Here is a 21450-nt window from a genome sequence, read left to right on the forward strand (position 1 = left end):
TCCTATCCGATGTGCGCCTGGAGGAAAGCGCGGCTGCGAGTTTTGGCGAGATCGGCGGCTTTGGCATCAAAATGATCGCCGCCCGGCCGGGCAAAAGCGTGATCCTGGTCTGGATAATCGTGAAGCGTGACGCTTGAATGATCATCCAGCCCGTCATGCATGGCTTTCTGGGCCTTGGTGTCGACAAATTGGTCCTTGCCCGCGACATGCAGCATGAGATGGCCGGAAATCGTGGCGGCTTCTTTGAGGTATTTGGCGATATTGACGCCGTAATATCCGATGCTGGCATCAACATCTGTCCGGCAGGCGGTCAGATAGGCGAGGAGTCCGCCGAGGCAGTAGCCAATGGCCCCGACCTTGTTGTTGGCGGATTCCCGGCGGGCATGTTCAAGTGTGGTCGCGATGTCCTTTACGCCGAGATCCACATCAAATTTCCCGAACAGATCAAAAGCCTTGTCCCATTCTTCCTGGCTCTGGTCGGTGATATCAATGCCGGGCTCGATACGCCAGAAAAGGTCCGGACAGATGGCCACATAGCCCTGCTCCGCCAGATCATCACAAATATCCCGCATCACCTGATTGATACCGAAGATTTCCTGAATGACGATGATCGCCGGGCCGTTTCCGCCTTTCGGGGCGGCGCGATAGGCCTGAAAATCGCCATCGGCGCCATGGAGGGTGATCATTTCGGTGGTCATGGAAGACTCCCTTGATTTGCTTTTTGCAGCGTCTCACGTCAGAGGATATAAGCTATGGCGTCAACAACAAGGGAAGCCGTCCATGAAGGTCAAGATCGATATCGACTGCACCCCGGCGGAAGCGCGCGCATTTTTCGGCCTTCCTGATGTGACGCCGCTGAACGAGGCCATGGTCAAGGAAATGTCGAGACGCATGAAGGAAAACATGTCGTCTCTTGAGCCGGACGCCCTGATGAAGAACTGGATGAGTGTCGGCGGGCAGATGCAGGACCAGTTCATGGCGCTGATGCGTCAGGCCGGAACCCCATCGAAAGATTAGGCAGTATGCAGCCGGATACCATTTTTGCCCTGGCCACACCGCCGGGACGCTCCGGCGTGGCGGTGATCCGGATTTCCGGCCGCCTGACCGGCGAGATCCTCGAATCGGCAGTATCCGGAAGCCGGCCTGCGCCTCGCAAGGCGGTGCTCCGGCGTATACGGGACAAGGCCGGAAGGTTGATCGATCAGGCGCTGGTCCTGTCATTCCCGGGACCGGCCAGCTTTACCGGTGAAGACTGCGCCGAGTTTCAGGTGCATGGCGGGCCCGCTGTCATCGAGGCCGTGCTGGACCGTATCATGGAACTGGGCGGCCGCCCGGCCGAAGCGGGTGAATTCACGCGCCGGGCATTCGAGCATGGAAAGCTGGACCTGACCGAAGCAGAAGGTCTGGCCGATCTGATTGACGCGGAAACCAGTGGTCAGAGGGAGCAGGCGCTCTCGCAAATGACGGGTGCGCTCAGAACACTCTATGACGGATGGCGCACTCAGCTGATTTCGATCATGGCGGCCATTGAGGGAGAGATTGATTTTCCGGATGAAGAGGGCGTGCCGGATCATCTTGCCCGGACGGCGCGCCGCGAGATCGAGGCGCTTTGCGTTGAGATGACGACCCATCTCGATGACAATCATCGCGGCGAGAAGATCCGCAACGGCTTCAATATCGCCATCATCGGACCGCCCAATGCCGGAAAGTCCAGCCTTCTGAATGCGCTCGCACGGCGCGATGCGGCCATTGTCACGAATATTCCGGGGACCACACGCGACATCGTCGAAGTGCGTCTGGTGATGGGTGGGTTTGCCGTGACTCTTTCTGACACGGCGGGGCTCCGGGAGTCCGTTGATATTGTCGAGCAGGAGGGGGTTCGTCGCGCCCTGACTCGTGCTGACTCTGCGGATCTCGTTGTGGGGGTGCTGGATGGAAGCGGTGGTTGGAATCAGGAGATGACTCTGATCCTGGAGAAGTCCGACCTCCTGATTCTCAACAAGGCTGATTTGGGAGTCAACATGACTCCCCCTGACTCTCATTCGGCCGTCATGTCGGTATCGATAACGGAAGGCGAGGGCCTGGCTGAGATCGAACAATGGCTGGAAGTGGAAGTACAGAAGCGGCTGGGTCGGCGGGAGCTGCCGGCATTGTCCCGCGCCCGGCATCGCAGAAATGTCGAGCGGGCCAGCGAGGCTTTGGCACGGGCCGCCGGGCTTTTGAATCAGCCGGAATTGGCGGGCGAGGATTTGAGGATGGCCATTCAATCCCTCGAAAGCCTGACGGGCCGGGTCGATATCGAGGATGTTCTGGGCGAAGTGTTTTCGCGCTTCTGCGTTGGCAAATAGACCGATTGTTTCACGTGAAACAGAGGCGTGGCCCCCTCGACTCTCGGGCCCGGAACCCTTACATAGCGCGCCCTTGATGGAGTTGGTCAGATGACCCGGAAATGGGATGTCATTATTATTGGCGGAGGTCACGCGGGCTGTGAGGCGGCGGCGGCGAGCGCGCGCCTGGGATCCCGCACCCTCCTTCTGACCCATAACCCAGCGACGATTGGCGAAATGTCCTGCAACCCGGCCATTGGCGGCCTCGGCAAGGGGCATCTCGTCCGTGAAATTGATGCAATGGACGGCGTTATGGGCCGCATTGCCGATGCGTCGGGAATCCAGTTCCGCTTGCTCAATCGTTCCAAGGGGCCGGCGGTTCGCGGCCCGCGAACCCAGTCCGACCGCCGGCTTTACAGAGAAGCCATGCAGGCCGAACTGGCCGCGACGCCAAATCTGACCATCGAGGCGGCCGCGATCGAGGACCTTGTAACGGATGCCGACGGCCGGATTTGTGGCGTTGTTGCAGAGGATGGCCGGGAATGGAGCTGCGCGGCTGTTGTTCTGACGACTGGCACCTTTCTCAAGGGCGTGATTCACCGTGGCCTGGAGCGGACACCTGCGGGGCGTTTCGGGGAAAAACCTGCCATTGGCCTGTCGGACCGGCTTTATGGTCTGGGCTTGCGCATGGGCCGGCTCAAGACCGGGACACCGGCGCGTTTGAAGGGTTCGACGATTGACTGGTCCGCGCTGGATACGCAGCCGGCAGACGAAACACCCTTCCCGTTTTCCTTTCTGACCGACCGGATCCGCGTGCCCCAGATCAAATGCGGCATTACCCATACGACATCTGAAACGCATAGGATTATTGCTGAAAATCTCGATCAGTCGGCGGTTTACGGTGGTGGCATATCCGGCCGGGGGCCGCGCTATTGCCCCTCCATTGAAGACAAGATCCATCGGTTTGCCGACAAGGATAGCCACCAGATTTTCCTGGAGCCCGAAGGCCTGGATACCGACCTCGTCTATCCCAATGGCATTTCGACCTCCTTGCCGGACCGCGTTCAGCTGGCCTTTCTGCGGACCATTCCGGGGCTCGAAAATGTCGAGGTTGCCCGATACGGCTACGCCATTGAATATGATTATGTCGATCCGCGCGAATTGACGCCGGACCTGCAGGTCCGCGCTGCGCCAGGGCTTTATCTTGCGGGCCAGATCAACGGTACGACCGGCTACGAAGAAGCCGCCGCACAGGGACTCATGGCGGGGATCAATGCCGCGCGTGCCGCTTGCGGTGACGAACCCGTCATTCTGAGCCGCTCCGAAGCCTATATCGGCGTGTTGATTGATGACCTCGTGACTCGAGGTGTCAGTGAGCCTTATCGAATGTTTACCAGCCGCGCCGAATACCGGCTTTCCCTAAGGGCCGATAATGCAGATCAGCGTTTGACTCCTCTTGCCATAAGCTTGGGCGGGGTTTCGACGGAGCGCCAGGATCGCTTTGCCCACAAGGCAGAAGCGCTTGGTGCTGCGCAAGAAGCCCTCGACCGACTCTCCCTGACACCGGCGGAGGCTCAAAAGCTCGGCATTGCCATAAATCAGGATGGCCGCCGCCGAACGGCAAGGGAACTCCTGAGCTATCCCGATGTCACCTGGTCTACGCTGTGCGCCGCCTTTGGCGAGCTCGAAGGCATTGATGAGGGTATCGGTGAGCAATTGGCCATCGAGGCCGTCTACGCCAATTATCTGCAGCGTCAGGAGGCCGACATTCTGGCCTTCCGCCGGGATGAGGCCATCAACCTCCCGCCCGGCCTGGATTATGGCGCGATTGGCGGTCTGTCCTCGGAAGCCCGCGAAAAGCTTAAAGCTGTCCGGCCCGCTACGCTCGGCCAGGCGAGTCGCATAGAGGGCGTCACGCCCGGCGCTATTACAGCGGTGCTCGCCCATATCCGGCAATCACGGCGGGCGGGTTGAATTGAGTTACGGCCCTGCAGAATTCCGGTCCGCGACAAATGTTTCACGTGAAACACTCGAGAATTTTGTCGTCTGGCATGATCTTCTGGCTGAAGCGAACAAGGCCACCAACCTTGTCGGCCGCTCCACCATGGACGATTTCTGGCGGCGCCATGCCCTGGATGGCTTCCAGCTGATCGACCATGCCCCGCAAGACGGATTGCGGTGGCTGGATTTTGGCGCCGGCGCCGGAATACCCGGCCTGGCACTGGCGTTGGCCATGAAGGATCGCGGGCTGTCCGGCAGCGAACTCGTCATGGTCGAATCCGTTGGCAAGAAGGCGCGTTTTGTCCAGACGACAATCGCGGCAACCGGGGCGCCGGCCCGGATGGAAAACTGCCGCGTCGAGGCCATGGACCGTTCCCGAAAATTTGACGTGATCACGGCAAGAGCCGTGGCATCCCTCGACAAGCTGCTATGGTATGGCTATCCGCTGTTGAAAAGCGATGGCCTCTGCCTCTTTCCCAAGGGTCAACGCTACCGTCAGGAATTGACGGATGCCAATAAATACTGGACCTTCGACGTGGATGTTCGGCCAAGTCTGACCAGCGGGGATGGAGTCATACTGCATTTCTCCTCGGTTCGACCCAGAAAGGGAAATCGTCATGCCTGAGGCCTACCGCGGAAAAGCACCGAAAGTGATCGCCATCGCCAATCAGAAAGGCGGTGTCGGGAAGACCACGACGACCATAAATCTGGGTACGGCGCTCGCCGCGATTGGCAAACAGGTCATCATTCTGGACCTCGACCCACAGGGCAATGCCTCAACCGGACTGGGCGTTCCGCCGGCAGATCGCAAGATTACGACATACGATGTGCTGGTCGGCGAACAACCGCTGGAGCGCGCCCTTGTCGACACGCTGGTCCCCGGCCTGTCCCTGGCACCGTCGGACCCGGATCTGTCGGGCGCTGAGCTGGAGCTGGCCTCTGCGCCGCGCCGATCCTATCGGATGCGTCACGCCATTGATCGCTTGCGCAAGCGGCTGGCTGATTCGGGCCATCATTGTGATTACGTCCTGATCGACTGCCCGCCATCGCTGAATCTGTTGACTGTCAATGCCTTGACATCTGCTGACTCAGTTCTGGTTCCGCTTCAATGTGAGTTCTTTGCGCTCGAGGGGTTGAGCCAGTTGATGCGGACCATCGAACTGGTCCGATCCAACCTCAATCCCAAACTCGCCGTCCAGGGCGTCGTCCTCACCATGTTTGATGCACGCAACAACCTCTCTGGCCAGGTCGAGGCCGATGTCCGCGAACATTTCGGTGATCAGGTCTATAAAACCCTGATCCCGCGCAATGTGCGGGTCTCCGAAGCACCTTCCTTCGGCAAGCCCGTTCTCCTCTACGATCTCAATTGTACCGGCAGCCAGGCCTATATCGCTCTGGCGAAAGAGATTGTTCAGCAGGAAAAGCGTCAACGCCTTGAAAATGAAAAGGTTCCAGCATGAGCAAGGAACGCACACGCGGCCTCGGCCGGGGCCTCTCGGCGCTATTGAATGACGGTGACATGGCGGACGCCCAGAATCCGGGTGCCGGGGGCGCTCAAATGATCCCGATCGGGGAGATCAACGCCAACCCGGACCAGCCACGCCGTGTCTTCTCTGAAACGGATCTGCAATCCCTGTCGGCGTCAATCAGCGAGAAGGGCTTGCTGCAACCGGTTCTCGTCCGCCCGGCACCCGGCGGCGATGGCTATCAGATTGTCGCGGGGGAACGCCGCTGGCGCGCCGCTCAAATGGCCCGCCTTCACGAAATTCCGGTTCTGATCCGGGATCTGACGGATCGCGAAACGCTGGAAATCGCCATCGTCGAAAATGTTCAACGCGCAGACCTCAACCCGGTCGAGGAAGCGCGCGCCTATAAACAACTGGTCGACCGATTCGAGCACACACAGGACGAAATTGCTCGCGCCGTCGGAAAAAGCCGCAGCCATATTGCCAATATGATGCGTCTTCTGGCCTTGCCCGAAAGCGTTCTTGATCACCTGGCTTCCGGCCGGTTGTCGATGGGCCATGCGCGGGCAATCGCTACCGCTCCCAATTGCGAGGTTCTCGCCGACAATATCGTCAGCCAGGGCCTGAGTGTCCGGCAGGCCGAAAATCTCATGAAAGCTCCGGGCGGCAAAAAAGCCCTCGAGGTCAAATCGGCATCTTCAGCAAAGGACGCCGATACGCGGGCGCTCGAACAGGACATCTCCCACCGGCTCGGACTTTCGGTGGAGATTGACCACGGCAAGGGAGAGGCCGGGCGCTTGACGATTTCTTACACCAGGCTCGAACAGCTGGATGACATTATACGGCGCCTGAACGCCGGATAATCAGGTCATATCCGTGGATCCGGCATCTGAACCATCAGAATCATCTTCCGGATCACGCTGCCGGCGTCCGCCAACATCGTCCGGATCGCCTTCCTCCCGCCGCCGGCGATTCGCCATACCCACGCCGGTCAGGCCCAGACCAATGGACCCACCGTCCTCATCCAGCCCGGGGTCCAGCTCGATCCGCCGTCCGGGTGTGGCGATCCACGCATAGAGCATTATGCAGCCAATGGCCGAAACGCTAACGAGCACAAGCGCTGTCACCCAGCCGCTTTGGCCTTGCGGGTTGAGGAAAACAGAAAAGACATAGGTGAGAAATGCAAACAGCCCGAGCGAAACCAGTGCGGCGAATACGCGGCGAATGAACTTCATGATGGCCTCCGTTTGCCACTGAACCCTCGCCGCCAGATTTGACCAAATAAAGGCGTCTTCAGGCCGCGTGGCCGTCGCGTTTATAGGTCAAGGCCATGAAGACGTCTTCCAGATCCGGCTCCTCGGTGCGCAAATCCGCAATCCGCGCGCCGGAAGCATTATATTTTTCAATAATTTCCGCCACCGATTGCGCCCCGAACCTGTAGGTTACCGCAAGGGAACCGCCGCTCCGCAACTCCGTCTCGAAACCAGCCAGTGTTTCCGGCACGGCATCCAGTGTCTCGACCGGGTCAATCACCAGAACCTTGGTATCCATCCGCTTGAGCAGCGATTCCTTGGGCTCGCAGGCAATCACCTCGCCTTGATCGACAATGGCGATTTCGTCACAAAGTTCTTGCGCTTCCTCCAGATAATGCGTGGTGAGAACGATAGTCGTGCCGGCGGCATGGAGCTCACGCACATAGGCCCAGAGCTGGCGGCGCAGCTCGATATCGACGCCGGCGGTCGGTTCATCCAGCACCAGGATAGGTGGATTGTGGACCAGCGCTTTCGCGACTAGCAGGCGGCGCTTCATCCCACCGGACAATTGCCGCACATAGGCGTCGCGTTTGTCCGACAGGCCGACAGCGGCCAGAATCTCTTCGGTCCGGCGCTCACCCTTGGGAACGCCATAAAACCCCGCCATCAATTCCAGCGTCTCATAGGGCGTGAAGAACACGTCCATATTGATTTCCTGGGGCACGATCCCGATGGCGGCGCGGGCATTGCGCGCTTCCTTGTCGATATCCCGGCCCCAGATGATTGCCTTGCCGGATGTCTTGTTTACGAGACCAGCGAAGATATTGATAAAGGTCGACTTTCCGGCACCATTTGGCCCCAGAAGCCCGAAGATTGAACCGCGTTTGATCCGCAAGGTCACGCCTTTCAGCGCTTCCTTGCCGGGTGTGGTTTTGCTCCCGCCATACGTCTTGCGCAGATCGACGGCCTCCAGAGCGTATTCGGGCAATTCATTCATCGACATGTCCTGATTGACGGCTCGGGTTCAGACCCATAACTATGCCTCTCACTTGCCCATGTCCATCGGAGCCCTGCCATGCCCGCGCCCCAACCTCCCGAAATTGTTATCACGGATCAGCATCGCGTTTCCTGTGATGGCGGCGGTGGCGCGTTGGGGCATCCCAAAGTCTGGTACGAAATGGATCGGGATGCCGGATTTGTTGAATGCGGATATTGCGACCGCCGCTTTGTCGCCAAGGGTGGCCCTGCAGATACCGCAGCCTGACGCGGCAGCATGGCGCGCAGTCCCGCCCAGAATATCGGCCTGATTTCGGGCCTGGCCCTGGCCCTAGGCTTACAGCTGATCCCGCTGCCCGAAGGCCTCAGCCGCGAAGCCTGGCTCCTCGCTTCGCTTGCCCTGATGATGGCGGCATGGTGGGCGACCGAAGCCATTCCCATTGCCGCAACCGCGCTGGTGCCTCTGGCGCTGTTTCCGCTTCTGGACATCAATTCGGTCGCCGCAACATCCAGCCCCTATGCTAGCCCCATCGTCATGCTCCTGCTCGGCGGCTTCATTATTGCCATGGCGGTCGAGCGCTGGAATCTGCACACCCGCATCGCGCTCAATGTCGTGAAGATTTTCGGCGGCCGCCCGGACTTTCTGGTCGCCGGCTTCATGACCGCCGCCGCGCTTCTCTCCATGTGGATTTCCAATACGGCGACCACCATCATGATGATTCCGATTGCGCTTCGCGTGGCGCAGGAGGTGATGAAGGAAGGCCATGCCAGCAAGGATTTCCCAGTCGCGCTGGCCCTGGGCGTGGCCTATGCCGCTTCCGTCGGTGGCGTCGGGGTCTTTGTCGGTACACCGACCAACCTCATTGCCATCGGCTTTCTGGAGCGCGAATTCGGCCGCACGATTGACCCCGTCACCTGGTCAATGATGGGGCTGCCGGCCGTCATCCTGTTTATACCCGTGATGTGGTTCATCCTCACGCGCTGGGCGTTCAAGCTGACCAGCCGGGTCGATTCGGGCGCGGCGCGGCGCATTGTCACCGCAGAATTGACCGCGCTGGGACGGATCACCACGCCGGAAACCCGCGTCGCCATACTGTTCGGAGTGGTCGCATCCCTGTGGATGGGCCAGGCCTATCTCTGGAATCCTCTGCTGGACTGGATCGGCGAGGCATTGGGCCTGACCATAGAGCTCGGCGTTTCCAACACCCAGATCGCCATTCTCGGCGCGCTCCTCGCCTTCCTGATTCCCGCGGGCGGGCAGGGCGATGGCAAGGGCAAGATGCTGATGGTCTGGGAGGATACCGCCCGCCTTCCATGGAATGTGATCGTGCTGTTCGGCGGCGGATTGTCATTGGCGGCGGCCTTGACGGCGACCGGCCTGGCCGACTGGCTGGGTGTGCAGATGAGCTTCCTGCAAGCCTTCCCGGCCCCGCTCCTCATCTTCACGCTGGTGCTCACGGTCATCTTCCTGACCGAGCTGACCTCCAACGTGGCCACAACCTCGGCCTTCCTGCCAGTCCTCGCCGCCATGGCGGCGGGCGCGGGCTTTCCGGCCGAGCGCCTCATCGTGCCGGTGGCGATTGCGGCCAGCTTTGCCTTCATGCTGCCGGTCGCCACTGCGCCGAACGCCATCGTCTATGCCTCGGGCGCGGCCACGCAGGGCCAGATGATGCGGGCGGGCTTCCGGCTGAACCTCGCCGGCGCGGTGGTGATTGCCGCTCTGGGCGCAATCCTCGGCCCGATTGTGTTCCCGGGCTGACAGGCCAATTGCCTCTCCCGGCAACCCCGCCTAGCTTGGCAAGCACGCAAGCAAGGGCTGGAAAATGGCGACCGAACGCAAAGTCGACGAGACCTCTCACGTCTATCTGATTGACGGGTCGGGCTATATTTTCCGCGCCTACCATGCCCTGCCGCCGCTGACGCGATCTGACGGAATGCCGGTCGGCGCGGTGCAGGGCTTCTGCAACATGTTGTGGAAGCTTCTGGAGGACCTGAAGGGCGAGGAACAACCCAGTCATCTGGCCGTGATTTTCGATTATTCCGGCAAGTCCTTCCGCAATGACATCTATCCGCAATACAAGGCCCACCGTCCGCCGGCACCTGAAGACCTGGTGCCGCAATTTTCGATCATCCGCGATGCCACGCGCGCCTTTGGCACGCCCTGTATCGAGATGGAGGGGTTCGAGGCGGATGATCTGATCGCCACCTATGCCCGGCAGGCCGAAGCCAAGGGGGCGAAAGTCACCATCGTGTCCTCGGACAAGGATCTGATGCAACTCGTGGGCGAGCGCGTCACCATGTTCGACACGATGAAAAACAAGCGCATCGATCCGGCCGGCGTCGTCGAGAAATTCGGCGTCGGTCCGGACAAGGTGATCGAGGTCCAGTCCCTGATGGGAGATTCCTCGGACAATGTGCCGGGCGTTCCGGGTATTGGCCCGAAAACGGCCAGCCAGTTGATCGAGGAATATGGCGATCTGGAAACGCTTTTGTCTCGTGCGGAAGAGATCAAACAGACCAAGCGCCGCGAAAACCTGATCGAATTTGCCGATATGGCACGTATCTCCCGGCAGCTCGTCACGCTGAAAACCGATGTCGCGGTCGAAAATTCGCTGGACGAATTCGGCACTGCCGAGCCGGACGCCGAAACGCTGGTCGGTTTCCTGAAAGAGATGGAATTTCGCACGATCACCCGCCGCGTTGAAGAAGTGCTGGGCGCGCCCGCCGCAGATGCAACGGGTGATGCCACAGCGCCGATTGACCGCTCGGCCTATGAGTGCGTGACGACGATGGCGGCGCTGGACAAATGGATTGAGGCCAGCTTCAGGGCCGGCGTGATCGCCGTGGACACCGAGACCGACCGTTTATCGGCTGTCGCCTCCAATCTTGTCGGCATCTCTCTGGCCACAGCACCGGGCAAGGCCTGCTATATTCCGCTCGATCATGGCACGGCCGGGGATTTGCTGGGCGGCGGCGACCGGCCCGATCAGATCGACCTGAAAGCGGCGATCGCCGCGCTGAAACCTCTGCTGGAAAGCCCTGCGGTTCTGAAAATCGGCCAGAACATCAAATATGATCTCGGCGTTCTGTCGCGCTATGGCGTGCGCGTTGCGCCCTATGACGACACCATGCTCCTGTCCTATGTCATCGATAGCGGCCTGCACGGGCATGGCATGGATGAATTGTCCGAGCTGCACCTCGGCCATACGCCGATGAAATTCAAGGAGGTCTGCGGCACAGGCCAGAAACAGATCAGCTTTGCCGAAGTCGACCTGCCCAAAGCCACGGAATACGCTGCTGAAGACGCGGACGTGACATTGCGCCTGTGGGAGATCCTCAAGCCCAGCGTGCCCGGCAAGGGCAAGGCCACGCTATACGAGACGCTCGAGCGCCCGATGCCGCAAATCCTGACAGATATGGAACTGGCGGGCGTAAAGGTGGACAAGGCGCAATTATCCCGCCTGTCGTCTGATTTCGCGCAGAAAATGGCCGAGCATGAAGACACTGCGCATGGGCTGGTGGGCACCAAGTTCAATCTCGGCAGCCCCAAACAGCTGGGTGAAATCCTGTTTGACCAGATGGGCTTGCCCGGCGGCAAGAAGACCAAGACCGGGGCCTGGTCAACCGATGTCTCCGTGCTGGAACAGCTTGCGGCCGAAGGGCATGAATTGCCGCAGGCCATTCTCAGCTGGCGCACCTTTGCCAAATTGAAATCAACCTATTCCGATGCGCTGGGCGCGGCGATCAATCCGTATACGGGCCGGGTCCATACCTCCTTCTCGCTGGCCGCGACGACGACCGGCCGGCTGGCCTCTTCCGAGCCCAATCTGATGAATATCCCGATCCGGACCGAAGAAGGCCGCAAGATCCGCGCGGCCTTTATCGCCGAGCCGGGAAATGTCCTGGTTGCGGCTGACTATTCGCAGATCGAATTGCGGCTGCTGGCGCATATCGCTGACGTCACCGCCCTGAAGGATGCTTTCAGGCGCGGCGATGACATTCACGCCATGACCGCGTCGGAAATGTTTGGCGTCCCCATTGAGGGCATGGATCCGATGGTGCGCCGTCAGGCCAAGGCCATCAATTTCGGGATAATTTACGGGATTTCCGCTTTCGGTCTCGCCAATAATCTCGGCATTGGCCGTGACGAGGCGAAGACCTTCATCGAAAAATATTTCGAGAAATTCCCGGGCGTCAAAACCTATATGGATGACAAGCGTGAGGAGGTAAAAGCCCGCGGCTATGTCGAGACCATTTTCGGCCGCCGCGCGCACCTGCCCTCGATCCGGGACAAGAATCCCAATATGCGCCAGTTCGCCGAGCGTCAGGCCATCAATGCGCCCATCCAGGGATCGGCCGCCGATGTCATCCGCCGCGCCATGATCCGCCTGCCGGGCGCAATTGAGGCCGCCGGGCTGGAGGCGCGTATGTTATTGCAAGTCCACGATGAACTGGTGTTCGAGGTGCCGGAAGACCAGGCTGAAGCCATGATTGCTCTGGCAAGAGATGTCATGAGCAAGGCGGCCCTGCCGGCGATTGATATTTCGGTGCCTCTGGATGTGGACGCGAAGGCCGGCTATCACTGGGGCGAGGCGCATTAGCCGTCCCCGAATAGCGTCTTGGTCCGGCTTGACCGGACCATCTTCAGTATCCTTCGGAAGAGCCGGCGTATGACGCCGTAAAATGACCGGGATTATCCGCCGGTTTTGATGATCGCCATCGTGCAGCGGGACAGGCAGACCAGCTTGCCCTTGTCATTGGTGATCCGGATCGTCCAGACCTGTGACGTCCGGCCCATCGTCTCCATCTTCGCTTCGCCATGGACCCAGCCGTCCCGAACCGGGCGGACATGATTGGCGTTGATTTCCATGCCGACCGCGGCGTGGGTTTCCGGGTTCTGTGTGCAGAACGCCCCGATCGAGGCGAGCGTTTCGGCCAGCGCCACAGATGCGCCGCCATGCAGGAGACCGAAGGGCTGATGTGTGCGGTGATCGACCGGCATCTTGCCGCGCACCCAATCATCACCGGCTTCGGTGATTTCGATCCCGATGGAATCGGCCATGGTCTTGCGATCGGAAAAATTCGCCATTTCCAGCGGAAAGCGCCCGCCATGCCAGATATTGGACATGTCTGTCTCCTTGGTTTGGAGAAAGACTTATGGCGGCACAGCCCGGATTACCAGCGGGCAACGAGGGAAACGGCGGCAAAACCTTCTTCTTCTTCCCATTTATCGGTGCCGTACTGATAGGCCCAGTCCCGGCGGACATATGCCAGAGCGAGATCGGCGCGATCCGTCAGCCGATAGGCCATACCCACCTGAACATCGCCTATCACGCTATAGGGCGTGATATCGATAGCCCGCACCGGCCGGTTCATATCGGTTGCGTCATAAAATAGCGCCTGCCGTTCCGCCGCGGCAAAAAGGAACCAGCGCGATTCATCACCGCGCCCGTCGCCGACGCGAAACTGAGCGCCGACACGGGCTTGTGTGCCTTCGGGCGTCAGGGCCAGGCCGGCATAGGGCGTCACTACAGCATCGCTGTCCGCTGCCTCTACGGGGGCGGCCAGCCTGACAGTCGTGGTCACGCGTGGCGGTTCACCCTCCACCAGCCCGGCGCGCTGATAGGCTTCTTCCGCGCGCGTTTCGCCTTCGATCACGAATTCGCCGGGACCAGGCGGGTCAGCCAGCACAAAGCGCGTGCGGGCATTGGAAAAGTCAGGATCATAAGACTGACGGATACTCATAATAGCCGTTGCGGTGCGCGCCGTTCCGTTCGAAATATGGGGTCTCGGTTGATCATTCAGGGAGGCCAGAACCGCTGATCGCGGATCCCAGTCTTGTTCGGACGACTCCACGGGACCCACCATACCGGTCATCAACCCGGCAATGGCCACACAGCCCGCACAAATCAGCTCGATCGTCCGCCGCATTGTTTCTCCCCTGCAAAATGGTTAACAGAATTTGCGGCAAAGGTCACCTCGGGTCGTGGATATTCCAGTCTTCCCGTTTTACACGAAGCTGTTAGTCGGGTTGGCCTTTTCCGGCTCAAACGCTCTATTCACCACCGACGGAGGCTGAACTGGCCCATATCGACCCGACCCGCGAGAGTTTCGAGATTTTCAAATCGCTTCCCCGCGACCAACCGATTGACATGCTCAACCTGATCCGGCTCCGGGACACCGCCCGCTATCCGGATGGACGCCAGATCAGCGGCGCAGAGGCCTATGCAGAGTACGGAAAGATCAGCGGTCCGGTGTTTCAGCGCGTCGGCGGCGAAATCATCTGGCGCGGCGAACCGCAGGCCATGCTCATCGGACCAGAGGACGGATTGTGGGACATCGCCTTCATTGCCCGTTATCCGGGGGCGGCCGCATTCCTGGAAATGGTCACTGACCCGGTCTATCAGACCGAAGCCGTTCCTCACCGGCAGGCGGCTGTGCGCGATTCGCGCCTGATCCGGCATGCGGTAAAAAAGGGCGGCCGCCAGTTCGGCTGACCGCCCGGAACGCCTATTCGCGGGCGATCAGCGTGAAGGTGACGTCGTCGCCATTCGCATTCTGGCCTGTCCAGCTGTCGCCAACGGCAAGATCTGCCATCAGGGGCTGACAATTGGCCGCGCCGGACTCGCGCTCGACACAGAATTCTTCCCCGTCTACATGCCAGTTACCGGCAATGCCGATATTGGTGGTATAGGTGCCGTCGGCCTCAAAGAAGACAGTGTATTCGCCTTCGGGACCCGAAACCTGAAGCGCATTCTCTACGAGCGGATCACTGGCCATTCCTTGCAGGAGCAGCGCCGCGGCTATCTGAACAATCATCGAATTCTCCCCAACGGCGAAGCACGCCAACCGCGCCGCGCCCTAGAGGTGAATAACAAACGGATATCGACGATGAATCAAGTCTATTTCGGACTTGCGGCAAAAGGATTCCGACTTCCTTGCCGCAGACAGGTCTCCAGCGCCGGCAAGGCCCGCGACGTGTTCGTCAGGGCAAATTCGAAATCTGCCTGCCGCGCGGTAATATAGAGAATGTTGCCGTAAATGAGCGCATTCTCCAGCGTGCTGTTCGGAACATAATCATAATCAATGGCAAGGGTTTGCCGCCCGGCCACATGCGCGGTCACGCTCTGGCTGATGCGATTGTCGATCCGCAGGCTCAGGGAATATTGCTCGCCATCGTTCAGCGACCAGGCTTCGTTTTGCAAGGCAATGCGGAACGTCGAAGCCGAACGCACAAAGGCCAGATCTATTCCGCTATTGTAGGGAATGGACGCGGAGCAAACATAAGCGCCCTCATTGTTGACCGCGCCCCGTACTTCCCAGCCATTGATATCAATGGGCCCGTAATTCTGTATCGCTGCAAGAACAAGAATGCCTGCCAGATTCATGATCGTCTCCCCGAAATTCCCATGAGCGCAGACAAGTCTAGATCAGTTTTCAGGCCATTTTAAAGAGACTTTTTTGGAATCCAGGGAAAAAAACCGCTTGTCCGGGCGACATAGTCTGCATAGCCCGGGCGCGTTTCCGCCAGCCCGCGTTCGAGGAGCGGTGCGCCGCTCCACTTCAGAAGCGTCCAGCTCAGGAAAAGCGGTCCCGGCAATGCCAGCCAGCCCCAGGGCGCCTCTGCCGCGATCAGAAACAGCCCCCACCAGACACAGAAATCGCCGAAATAATTGGGGTGCCGCGTGTATCGCCATAAACCCCGGTCCATGATCTTTCCTGCATTCTCCGGATTTTTGCGGAAGGATTCGAGCTGAAAATCCCCGATGGTCTCGAACAGAATGCCGATGACCGCCAGCGCGATCCCCGCCATCGCCAGATAGCCAATGCCGCTGCCATACTGGCCCAGCTGGACCGGCAGGCTCACCAGCCACATCAGGATGGACTGCGGCAGAAAGACAAAGAGCAGGCTGGCTTTTGCGAACCCGAAACCCCTGGGCTCCACCCGCGCAAACAGATTGGTATAGCGCTTGTCCTTGCCGTCGCGGCGCCAGCGGCCAAACAGATGCAGCCCCAGCCGCAGACCCCATACCGCGCACAGCCCTACCAGAACCAGTTGACGTTCGCCGTCACCATGCACCAGCCAGTAGGTCGATATCGCCAGAATCACCATGCCAAACGCCCAGAAAGCGTCGACAAAACTGGCATCCTTCAGGCGAAGCGCCAGAAGCCAGAGGCAAAGGAACACCCCGACAGCTATGGCCAGATTGATGCCGGCCAGATGAAGCATGGATAATTCGGTCATTTCGCGTCTCCCCGCATTACTTCTTAAACTAGCGCAAATATTTCCGCCGTCATGCTGTTTGGTGGATGCTGTGGCGCCGGGATTGATCGTCACGCTGATTTCGCCATAGTGAACAGTGTTCACTTCGGGGAGCGAATGAATGACCTCAACAGATATTGATGTCCTGATTATCGGCGCCGGCGTGTCCGGCATTGGCATGGCGTACCACTTGCAGGAGCGCTGTCCGGGCAAGACGTATCGCGTGATCGAGGCGCGGGACCAGATCGGTGGCACCTGGGACCTTTTTCGCTATCCCGGCATCCGTTCGGACAGCGACATGTATACGTTCGGCTATGCGTTCAAACCTTGGATTGATGGCAAGGTCTTCGCCGACGGGCCGGCCATCCGCAATTATGTCAGTGAAACCGCCGATTCAGCGGGTATCGCACCGCATATTCGCTTTGGCCGAAAGGCGACTGCGGCGAGCTGGAACTCGGATACGGCCCGCTGGACTCTGCAGGCGGACGGGCCGGACGGACCGGAGACCTATACCGCGCAATTCCTGTTCTTTGCATCGGGCTATTACCGTTATGACAAAGGCTATCTCCCTCATTTTGAGGGCGTCGAAGACTTCTCGGGCGACTTCATTCATCCGCAGAAATGGGAAGAAGACTACGATTATTCCGGCAAGAAGATTGTGATCATCGGATCAGGTGCCACGGCCGTCACCTTGCTGCCCTCGATGGCGAAAAAGGCTGAGCACGTCACCATGTTGCAGCGTTCGCCGACCTATATCGCCGGCCGGCCATCCGTGGACCGGACCGCAAATTTCCTGCGAAAGATTCTGCCTGGAAAACTGGCCTATACGATCACGCGCACAAAAAACATTCTTCAGACCATCCTGATATATAACCTGTCGCAGGCTTTTCCCGACTTTGTGAAGAAGGGCATTCTGAAACAGACTCGCGCCATGCTCGGCGACGATTATGATGTCGAGAAACACTTTGCGCCCAGCTACAAGCCCTGGGATCAGCGTTTTTGCGCCGCACCTGACGGTGATTTTTTCAAGGCGCTGAGGTCCGGGAAGGCGTCGGTCGAAACCAATCAGATCGAGCGGATCACAAAGACCGGCATTCAGCTCAAATCCGGCACCCATCTTGATGCCGATCTCATCATTCCCGCCACCGGTCTGAATCTGCAATTTGTCGGCGGCATGAGTGTCGAGGTCGATGGAAAGCCGGTGAATATTCCCGATCATGTCGTTTATCGGGGCATGATGGTCAGCGATATTCCCAATATGGCCATGGCCTTTGGTTACACCAACGCATCCTGGACCCTGAAAATTGACCTCACCTGCGAGCGCTTCTGCCGCAATATCAACTACATCAACAAAATTGATGCGGACTATTTTGTGCCTGTGCCCGATGCCGACATGCCGCGCGAGCCATTGAAATTGCTGGATTCCGGCTATTTCCGCCGGGCGGCTGATATCCTGCCCCAGCAGGGCCCCAAAACCCCCTGGCGAGTCCATAACAATTACTTTGCGGACATGATGGCCATACGCTTCGGGGCGATCGATGATGGCGCGCTTCAGTTCGGCAAGGCGGTGTCAGCGAAACAAGAACATGCCGAGCTGGAGGCGGCTGAATGAACCGGCTCGATCTTGCTGGTAAGACCGCCATCGTGACCGGTGCCGCCAGTGGCATCGGTGCCGCGCTGGCACGGGCGTTGGCGGATCGCGGCTGCAATCTGGCACTGGCCGATATCAATGGCGATGGCCTGGAAGAGGTGGCCGCGAGCCTGCGCTCGAATGATCGCGGGGTCACGACTACGGTTCTGGACGTTGGCGATGAGGCGGCCATCAACGCCTTTGCCGAAGAGGTCCGCAAAACCCATGGCGAAGCCCATCTCTTGTTCAATAATGCCGGTGTCGCGCTGGGTGGGCGTTTCGATCAGGTTACGCCGGACCAATTTGACTGGTTGATGAACATCAATCTGCATGGCGTTATCCGAATGACCCGGGCCTTCCTGCCTCTGATTCAGGATCAGGAGGAAGGTCACATCACGAATATTTCCAGTATTTTCGGCGTGATCGCACCGGCCGGACAAACCGCCTATTCGGCGGCCAAATTCGGGGTTCGCGGATTTACCATGGCGCTGCGGCATGAGCTCGCCGGCACCTCTGTGGGCGTGACCACAATCCACCCCGGCGGCGTGGCCACCAACATTGCCAAAAAAGCCCCAAGGGGGGAGGGCGTCACGGATGAGGAATACGAGATGGCGATGAAGATGGCGGATCAGTCCCTCGTCATGCCGCCAGCCCGGGCTGCCGAAATCATTTTGCGGGGCGTGGAGAGGCGCAAGCCGCGTGTTTTTGTGGGTCGGGATGCCCACACCCTTATGTGGATGGAACGTCTGTTGCCGACGCGATACTGGAATACCATCAAACGTCGACTCAACGCCTGACCCTCTGATACAGGCGGCAGATGTCTTACGAACTCGGATTTGACTGGAACCGCTCTGTGACGACAGGGCAGGATTGCCCGATCTGCCGGACACCCGGCCCGCACGCCCACAAGGTGACATCCTCTACACCTGCCAGCCCCGTTGGAAGGGCAGATTATTTCGAATGCAGGAACTGCCACGGCGTTTTTGCCGTTCCGTTTTCCTATCCCGACTATTCAGAAGACTATGATTTTGCAGACTATCTGAGATTCTATCAGGAGGTCGGTGCGGGTCTGGAAGCCATGACCCAGCCTCTGGATCTGGCCCTGTCATTGCGGCCAGCGGCTTCGCTGATTGATGTCGGCTGCGGAGTGCCCTTTGTGGTCGACTATGCGCGCCGCGAATACGGCCTTCAGGCGGAAGGGCTCGATCCATCGAACTATGGCCGCCGGGGCGGCGAAAGCCTGGGCGTCGACGTGATCGGCGAACTCCTCGGGGCGGGTTCCCGGTTTGACGGCCAGACCTTTGATATTCTCTATTCCAGCGAGGTGATAGAGCACGTCGAGGACCCGGCAGCCTTTCTTGAAACCCTGGTCAGCCATCTGAACCCGGAAGGCATTCTCATTCTGACCACACCGAATGCCGAAAACCTGGGACCACACAACGACAGCCTGACAAATGTATCCATCGTCTGGCCCGGAATTCATCACGCCCTGTTCACGCCCGCCGCCATGGAAAGAGCCCTGAAGTCAGCCGGCCTGTATCACTGCCATATTTCTACAGCGACCGGCCATATCGTGGCGCTGGCCAGCCGGTCGCCCCTGTCCATTCCCGAACAATCACCACCATCGCGTCTGACACCCTATCTCGAGCGTGATTTTCCTGGCCTGCCACTTCTGGAGGGCGGCAATCTGTTTCGCTTGCTGCGCCAGGCTGTAGGCTTGGGAAACTGGACGGAAGCCCGCGAAATTCGCGACACATTGAGCGCCCGCATCCACACCGATTATGGCTGGGATGTCTATGACATGGACCGCTTTGTCGCGGCGGCCGCAAATGAGCCCGCGCCTGGCCTTTTTGCCGCTTTTCCCTATTTTGCCGGCTGTCTGCCCTTCTATTTCGGCATGGTTGATTTTCAGTCTTCGCCTCGAAATCTCGATTCGGCGGCGAGTTTTCTGAAGGCGCAGATCGAGATCGGTGAAACGCTCACCGGCGGCGATCCGCTCTGGTGGGGCGAGATCGCACACATCCATCAACCGGCCGCTTTCAACCTCGGCATGGTCCATCTGATTGGAGGGCAGGTCGAGCCGGCCATCGCCGCATTGGAGCAGAGCCTGGTCAGCCCTGCGGCGGGCAGCCTCGCATCATTGGGGCGCCGGAGCCTCGCTCTCGAGACCACGGCGCGCCTGCAACTGGCGCTGGCATATGCCAAAGCCGGGCGGTTTGACGACTCGGACCAGACTTTTGCGCAAGCCATGGCCTGCGTCGAGACAGAGCCGGCCTGTGCCTTTCTCGAAACCATGGCCAACACGCTGCAATCAGCGATCAAGGCGTTGCGCTAGACGGCGTTTGCCGCCTCCAGAGCCTGTTCCAGATCGGCAATCAGATCGCCGGCATCCTCAATCCCGCACGACAGACGCACCAGGCCATCATCAATGCCCAGCGCGGCACGCTTGTCCGCGTCAACAGAGGCATGGGTCATGATGGCGGGGTGTTCAACCAGCGATTCCACGCCGCCAAGGCTCTCCGCAAGCGAGAAAATCTTCAGCGTTTCGAGGAAGCGCCGCGACGCCGGAAGGCCGCCGGTCAGCGTCATCGTGATCATGCCGCCAAAGCCCCGCATCTGCCTGGCCGCGATCTTGTGTTGGGGGTGGTTGTCCATGCCCGGATAGATCACACGGCCAATACCATTTTTACCAGACAGCCAGTCGGCGATCTTCCCGGCATTTTCGCAATGGCGCTGCATGCGGACATGCAGGGTTTTTGTCGAGCGCAGCAGCAGGAAGCAATCCATCGGGGCCGGCACGGCACCCACGGAATTCTGGATATAGGTGAGCTTTTCCGCCAGCTCTGCATTGGCCGTAATCAGCGCGCCACCGACCAGATCGGAGTGCCCGCCGAGATATTTGGTGCAGGAGTGCGAGACGATGTCCGCACCCAGCGCCAGAGGATTCTGCAGATAGGGTGACGCGAACGTATTATCTACGACGCAAATCGCACCGCCGTCATGGGCAATCTGCGCCACGGCTTCGATATCGATCACTTTCAGTGTCGGATTCGTCGGCGTTTCCAGCCAGACCAACTTGGTCTTGTTCGTCATGGCCGCGCGTGTCGCGTCAAGGTCCGTCATGTCGACGCGTGAAAACTCGATCCCCAGCTGCGCGAAGACATTATTGAACATGCGGAATGTGCCGCCATAGACGTCGTCGCACAAAAGAACGTGGTCACCGGATTTCAGAAGGTGAATACAGGCGGCCAGAGAGGCAACGCCCGATGAAAAGGCAATCCCGTGCTTGCCGCCTTCCAGACTCGCCAGATTGGCTTCCAGCGCCGTGCGCGTCGGATTCGCCGAGCGCGAATAGTCATAATTGCCAATGAATTCGCCCGGGCTGGTCTGCACATAGGTCGAGGTCTGGTAGATGGGCGTCATGATCGCGCCCGTCGACGGATCCGGCGCCTGCCCGGCATGAATGCACCGCGTCGCAAATTGCTGATTGTCTCCGCTCATCTTCATATCCTTT

22 protein-coding genes are annotated in these 21450 nt (G+C 59.5%); 13 read left to right on the forward strand and 9 right to left on the reverse strand.

What is annotated here, in order from left to right:
* Nucleotides 1-2: 2 nt before the first annotated feature.
* Nucleotides 3-698, reverse strand: coding sequence for a dienelactone hydrolase family protein (locus tag HXX25_RS11595; protein ID WP_187166066.1), 696 nt, complete (start codon nt 696-698; stop codon nt 3-5).
* Nucleotides 699-780: 82 nt separating this feature from the next.
* On the opposite strand from HXX25_RS11595, the gene HXX25_RS11600 reads away from it, so the two are divergent.
* From HXX25_RS11600 to HXX25_RS11625, 6 genes are all read left to right on the forward strand, one after another.
* Complete coding sequence (locus HXX25_RS11600) at nt 781-1017, forward strand: DUF6489 family protein (RefSeq protein WP_187166067.1); 237 nt, start codon at nt 781-783, stop codon at nt 1015-1017.
* 5 nt (nt 1018-1022) lie between these two features.
* The gene (gene mnmE / locus HXX25_RS11605) at nt 1023-2348 is read left to right on the forward strand and encodes a tRNA uridine-5-carboxymethylaminomethyl(34) synthesis GTPase MnmE (RefSeq protein ID WP_187166068.1); all 1326 of its coding nucleotides are present in this window, start codon (nt 1023-1025) and stop codon (nt 2346-2348) included.
* 90 nt (nt 2349-2438) lie between these two features.
* The gene (gene mnmG / locus HXX25_RS11610) at nt 2439-4301 is read left to right on the forward strand and encodes a tRNA uridine-5-carboxymethylaminomethyl(34) synthesis enzyme MnmG (RefSeq protein WP_187166069.1); all 1863 of its coding nucleotides are present in this window, start codon (nt 2439-2441) and stop codon (nt 4299-4301) included.
* A gap of 1 nt (nt 4302) precedes the next feature.
* On the forward strand, nt 4303-4953 hold the full coding sequence (gene rsmG / locus HXX25_RS11615; protein WP_187166070.1) for a 16S rRNA (guanine(527)-N(7))-methyltransferase RsmG: 651 nt from the start codon (nt 4303-4305) through the stop codon (nt 4951-4953).
* Entirely contained in the window at nt 4946-5788 is an 843-nt protein-coding gene (locus HXX25_RS11620) for a ParA family protein (RefSeq protein WP_187166071.1), read from the forward strand. Before rsmG ends, HXX25_RS11620 begins: the two co-directional genes overlap by 8 nt.
* A complete protein-coding gene (locus HXX25_RS11625; RefSeq protein ID WP_187166072.1) occupies nt 5785-6657 on the forward strand; it encodes a ParB/RepB/Spo0J family partition protein in 873 nt (290 codons plus the stop codon). Before HXX25_RS11620 ends, HXX25_RS11625 begins: the two co-directional genes overlap by 4 nt.
* Here HXX25_RS11625 and HXX25_RS11630 read toward each other — a convergent pair whose 3' ends face one another.
* Entirely contained in the window at nt 6658-7029 is a 372-nt protein-coding gene (locus HXX25_RS11630) for a hypothetical protein (RefSeq protein WP_187166073.1), read from the reverse strand.
* A gap of 58 nt (nt 7030-7087) precedes the next feature.
* Nucleotides 7088-8044, reverse strand: coding sequence for an ABC transporter ATP-binding protein (locus tag HXX25_RS11635; protein ID WP_233346684.1), 957 nt, complete (start codon nt 8042-8044; stop codon nt 7088-7090).
* Between the two features lie 78 nt (nt 8045-8122).
* Here HXX25_RS11635 and HXX25_RS11640 point away from each other — a divergent pair, with 78 nt between their 5' ends.
* From HXX25_RS11640 to polA, 3 genes are all read left to right on the forward strand, one after another.
* Nucleotides 8123-8311 (forward strand): zinc-finger domain-containing protein, encoded by a 189-nt coding sequence (locus HXX25_RS11640; RefSeq protein ID WP_187166075.1) that lies wholly within the window; start codon nt 8123-8125, stop codon nt 8309-8311.
* A 9-nt stretch (nt 8312-8320) separates the two neighbouring features.
* Nucleotides 8321-9802, forward strand: a complete 1482-nt coding sequence (locus tag HXX25_RS11645; RefSeq protein ID WP_187166076.1) for a DASS family sodium-coupled anion symporter — start codon at nt 8321-8323, stop codon at nt 9800-9802.
* A 64-nt stretch (nt 9803-9866) separates the two neighbouring features.
* The gene (polA, locus tag HXX25_RS11650) at nt 9867-12644 is read left to right on the forward strand and encodes a DNA polymerase I (protein WP_187166077.1); all 2778 of its coding nucleotides are present in this window, start codon (nt 9867-9869) and stop codon (nt 12642-12644) included.
* Nucleotides 12645-12736: 92 nt separating this feature from the next.
* Here the strand turns inward: polA and HXX25_RS11655 are convergent, their stop codons facing one another.
* Together HXX25_RS11655 and HXX25_RS11660 are read right to left on the reverse strand one after the other, a co-directional pair.
* Nucleotides 12737-13171, reverse strand: coding sequence for a hotdog fold thioesterase (locus HXX25_RS11655; RefSeq protein WP_233346685.1), 435 nt, complete (start codon nt 13169-13171; stop codon nt 12737-12739).
* 47 nt (nt 13172-13218) lie between these two features.
* Nucleotides 13219-13974 (reverse strand): hypothetical protein, encoded by a 756-nt coding sequence (locus HXX25_RS11660; RefSeq protein ID WP_187166078.1) that lies wholly within the window; start codon nt 13972-13974, stop codon nt 13219-13221.
* 149 nt (nt 13975-14123) lie between these two features.
* Between HXX25_RS11660 and HXX25_RS11665 the strand changes: the two genes are divergently transcribed.
* On the forward strand, nt 14124-14540 hold the full coding sequence (locus HXX25_RS11665; protein ID WP_187167842.1) for a DUF1330 domain-containing protein: 417 nt from the start codon (nt 14124-14126) through the stop codon (nt 14538-14540).
* 13 nt (nt 14541-14553) lie between these two features.
* On the opposite strand, the gene HXX25_RS11670 is transcribed toward HXX25_RS11665, so the two are convergent.
* From HXX25_RS11670 to HXX25_RS11680, 3 genes are all read right to left on the reverse strand, one after another.
* Nucleotides 14554-14862, reverse strand: coding sequence for a hypothetical protein (locus HXX25_RS11670; RefSeq protein ID WP_187166079.1), 309 nt, complete (start codon nt 14860-14862; stop codon nt 14554-14556).
* Nucleotides 14863-14945: 83 nt separating this feature from the next.
* A complete protein-coding gene (locus HXX25_RS11675) occupies nt 14946-15431 on the reverse strand; it encodes a hypothetical protein (protein ID WP_187166080.1) in 486 nt (161 codons plus the stop codon).
* 59 nt (nt 15432-15490) lie between these two features.
* A complete protein-coding gene (locus HXX25_RS11680; protein WP_187166081.1) occupies nt 15491-16288 on the reverse strand; it encodes a DUF1295 domain-containing protein in 798 nt (265 codons plus the stop codon).
* 139 nt (nt 16289-16427) lie between these two features.
* On the opposite strand from HXX25_RS11680, the gene HXX25_RS11685 reads away from it, so the two are divergent.
* Genes HXX25_RS11685 through HXX25_RS11695 form a run of 3 tightly spaced genes read left to right on the forward strand, consistent with a single transcriptional unit; the run spans nt 16428 to nt 20271 of the window.
* Complete coding sequence (locus HXX25_RS11685; RefSeq protein WP_187166082.1) at nt 16428-17918, forward strand: NAD(P)/FAD-dependent oxidoreductase; 1491 nt, start codon at nt 16428-16430, stop codon at nt 17916-17918.
* Nucleotides 17915-18733: an SDR family oxidoreductase gene (locus HXX25_RS11690; RefSeq protein WP_187166083.1), complete on the forward strand. Its 819-nt coding sequence runs from the start codon at nt 17915-17917 to the stop codon at nt 18731-18733. The genes HXX25_RS11685 and HXX25_RS11690 overlap by 4 nt, the downstream gene beginning before the upstream one ends.
* A gap of 20 nt (nt 18734-18753) precedes the next feature.
* A complete protein-coding gene (locus tag HXX25_RS11695) occupies nt 18754-20271 on the forward strand; it encodes a bifunctional 2-polyprenyl-6-hydroxyphenol methylase/3-demethylubiquinol 3-O-methyltransferase UbiG (RefSeq protein WP_187166084.1) in 1518 nt (505 codons plus the stop codon).
* On the opposite strand, the gene HXX25_RS11700 is transcribed toward HXX25_RS11695, so the two are convergent.
* Nucleotides 20268-21443, reverse strand: coding sequence for a cystathionine gamma-synthase (locus HXX25_RS11700; protein WP_370543739.1), 1176 nt, complete (start codon nt 21441-21443; stop codon nt 20268-20270). The two genes, HXX25_RS11695 and HXX25_RS11700, sit on opposite strands and share 4 nt — an antisense overlap.
* Between the last annotated feature and the right edge of the window lie 7 nt (nt 21444-21450).

It is taken from the genome of Hyphobacterium sp. CCMP332, assembly GCF_014323565.1.
In the GTDB taxonomy this organism is placed as follows: Bacteria; Pseudomonadota; Alphaproteobacteria; order Caulobacterales; family Maricaulaceae; genus Hyphobacterium.

Coding starts and splice junctions, on each gene's coding strand:
- HXX25_RS11595 (WP_187166066.1), bottom strand. CDS start 698: ATGACCACCGAAATGATCACCCTCCATGGCGCCGATGGCGATTTTCAG.
- HXX25_RS11600 (WP_187166067.1), top strand. CDS start 781: ATGAAGGTCAAGATCGATATCGACTGCACCCCGGCGGAAGCGCGCGCA.
- mnmE (WP_187166068.1), top strand. CDS start 1,023: ATGCAGCCGGATACCATTTTTGCCCTGGCCACACCGCCGGGACGCTCC.
- mnmG (WP_187166069.1), top strand. CDS start 2,439: ATGACCCGGAAATGGGATGTCATTATTATTGGCGGAGGTCACGCGGGC.
- HXX25_RS11620 (WP_187166071.1), top strand. CDS start 4,946: ATGCCTGAGGCCTACCGCGGAAAAGCACCGAAAGTGATCGCCATCGCC.
- HXX25_RS11625 (WP_187166072.1), top strand. CDS start 5,785: ATGAGCAAGGAACGCACACGCGGCCTCGGCCGGGGCCTCTCGGCGCTA.
- HXX25_RS11630 (WP_187166073.1), bottom strand. CDS start 7,029: ATGAAGTTCATTCGCCGCGTATTCGCCGCACTGGTTTCGCTCGGGCTG.
- HXX25_RS11635 (WP_233346684.1), bottom strand. CDS start 8,044: ATGAATGAATTGCCCGAATACGCTCTGGAGGCCGTCGATCTGCGCAAG.
- HXX25_RS11640 (WP_187166075.1), top strand. CDS start 8,123: ATGCCCGCGCCCCAACCTCCCGAAATTGTTATCACGGATCAGCATCGC.
- HXX25_RS11645 (WP_187166076.1), top strand. CDS start 8,321: ATGGCGCGCAGTCCCGCCCAGAATATCGGCCTGATTTCGGGCCTGGCC.
- polA (WP_187166077.1), top strand. CDS start 9,867: ATGGCGACCGAACGCAAAGTCGACGAGACCTCTCACGTCTATCTGATT.
- HXX25_RS11655 (WP_233346685.1), bottom strand. CDS start 13,171: ATGTCCAATATCTGGCATGGCGGGCGCTTTCCGCTGGAAATGGCGAAT.
- HXX25_RS11660 (WP_187166078.1), bottom strand. CDS start 13,974: ATGCGGCGGACGATCGAGCTGATTTGTGCGGGCTGTGTGGCCATTGCC.
- HXX25_RS11670 (WP_187166079.1), bottom strand. CDS start 14,862: ATGATTGTTCAGATAGCCGCGGCGCTGCTCCTGCAAGGAATGGCCAGT.
- HXX25_RS11675 (WP_187166080.1), bottom strand. CDS start 15,431: ATGAATCTGGCAGGCATTCTTGTTCTTGCAGCGATACAGAATTACGGG.
- HXX25_RS11680 (WP_187166081.1), bottom strand. CDS start 16,288: ATGACCGAATTATCCATGCTTCATCTGGCCGGCATCAATCTGGCCATA.
- HXX25_RS11685 (WP_187166082.1), top strand. CDS start 16,428: ATGACCTCAACAGATATTGATGTCCTGATTATCGGCGCCGGCGTGTCC.
- HXX25_RS11690 (WP_187166083.1), top strand. CDS start 17,915: ATGAACCGGCTCGATCTTGCTGGTAAGACCGCCATCGTGACCGGTGCC.
- HXX25_RS11695 (WP_187166084.1), top strand. CDS start 18,754: ATGTCTTACGAACTCGGATTTGACTGGAACCGCTCTGTGACGACAGGG.
- HXX25_RS11700 (WP_370543739.1), bottom strand. CDS start 21,443: ATGAAGATGAGCGGAGACAATCAGCAATTTGCGACGCGGTGCATTCAT.